General features: G+C 60.5%; 2 protein-coding genes. Both read left to right on the forward strand.

Going from position 1 to position 1,972, the window contains the following annotated elements:
• The first annotated feature begins 385 nt into the window (after positions 1-385).
• Positions 386-1,096 (forward strand): Lcl domain-containing protein, encoded by a 711-nt coding sequence (locus AC3B8H_RS20765; RefSeq protein ID WP_488443417.1) that lies wholly within the window; start codon positions 386-388, stop codon positions 1,094-1,096.
• 50 nt (positions 1,097-1,146) lie between these two features.
• Positions 1,147-1,704, forward strand: a complete 558-nt coding sequence (locus AC3B8H_RS20770; protein ID WP_488443418.1) for a VPLPA-CTERM sorting domain-containing protein — start codon at positions 1,147-1,149, stop codon at positions 1,702-1,704.
• The last annotated feature ends 268 nt before the right edge of the window (positions 1,705-1,972 follow it).

Here is a 1,972-nt window from a genome sequence, read left to right on the forward strand (position 1 = left end):
ACCGGAAATCGCCAGCAGCAACGCCACGGTCAACAGTTTTTGTGTCATTTCGAAATCTCCACCGCTCCGAGCCAGGAAACCGTGGGCATCGGAGCGGAAACAGATGCCCAGCGAGTCGTCTATCATCCGGACGAGTGATCCGGTCCCTCTGAGTTCTATTCGAAGCTGTTCACCGGGCTTGCGCTTAAACCGGGAGGGTTACGGCAAAGCAGGCTCGCCCAAAACATGCAAAACGATTACATCTTAACAAACCCTTCCGCCGTTCTAACACCCTACTCCGGTAGGGTTCCCTCGCCGCATCGGCCTTCCGATAATGCCGCCCAGTCTCGGCGCCGTTAGCAGTCTGCCGAGGGTAGGCAATCAAAACGACTTTTGGGAGACAACCATGACACACCGAATTCTATGCGGCGCGTTAGCGGCACTGGGCATGCTGACTGCCGGCGGCGCGCAGGGCCGGCTATTCGACCGCGGCGGCGGTCTGATCTACGACAGCGAGTTGGATATCACCTGGCTGGCCGACGCCAACTACTCCAAAACCAGCGGTTACGACGCCGAAGGCAAGATGAGCTGGCAGAACGCCATAGCCTGGATAGACGGCTTGAGCTACTTCGACGACGTGCGCGGTACCCGTTACGACGACTGGCGCCTACCGACCTTCACCGACCTGGGGGCACCGGGTTGCGACTACGGCTACAGCGGCAGCGACTGCGGCTTCAATGTGTCCACGGCCAGTTCGGAACTGGCGCATCTGTTCTACGGCGATTTCGCAAACAAAGGCTCCCAGGATACGCATGGCGGACCGCAGTCCGGCTACGGCCTTGTCGACGATCCGGCCACCGCCGACGACGAAAGCCTGTTCAGCCATCTTCAATCCTTCGGCTATTGGCTAGGCACCAGCTACGGCGACGATGCCAGCAAAGCCTGGTACCTGAGCACCGCCACCGGCATGCAAAACTACATCAGCAAGGGGACTCACTATTACGTCTGGGCGGTGCGCGACGGCGATGTCGCCGCGCCGGTGCCGTTGCCGGGCGCGGCGGGCATGTTCGCCGGCGCGCTGGCCGGTCTGACGGCCGTCAAACGTCGCCGCGTCTAGCCGCTTTCATTCACCCGGCCCGCGGGCCGAATTACTTTCAGGACCTCATCATGAAATCCAGATTCTCCAGCGGCTGTTTAGCCCTATTCCTATGCGCAACCGGCGCGACGCAAGCGTCGCAAGTCGTGGTCACTTTCGAAGACATAGGCCCCGACACCAATTACCAAATGCCCGACGGTTACGGCGGGATTTCCGGTTGGGAATCGTCCGGTCAATGGAGAGATTATTACGGCACCGACCATGACCCGGCCTTGGGCGAGCACTTTTTTCACGGGTGGGGCGGCGAGTTGAGTTTCGACGACGCGCCGGTGGTCTTCGAAGGCACTTACTACACCTTTTGGGGCACCGATCAGGAAATCAGCTATTCGCTGTATTACCAAGGCGAATTGGTCTACAACGAAGCGCTTGATCCGACCAACCAACCGTTCCAGCCCTATTGGCTGGCGTCCGGCTACTCCGGCTTGATCGACAAAATCTATTTTTACGGCACCTCCGACGGCATCGTCATCGACAATCTGACCTATTCGACAACGGTCCCGCTGCCGGGCGCGGCCTGGTTGTTCGCCGGAGGCTTGGCCGGACTCGCGATCCGCAAACCGCGCCGGTAAGTCGTCCGGCAACCGCCTTTCCCGCCCGCCGCCGCGCTTTCCCGGCAAGCCGATAAGCTTCTCGGTCGGCCGGCGACCCGGTTATACAATAGCTTGGTCAACGTCAGCGCCATCTCCAACGCGCCCTTACCGGGTGATGTTCCACGCGTTGGCGGGCATAATTACGCTGAAACGGCGGGGAGAATAAGGTAAAGGGTTGCAGCGACGGGGTGCGTTCCCTTCGACTCCGCTCAGGGAGCGCCCCCTCGGGAGGCATGACGGCGCTTCG

Source organism: Methylomonas sp. BG-2, assembly GCF_057766305.1.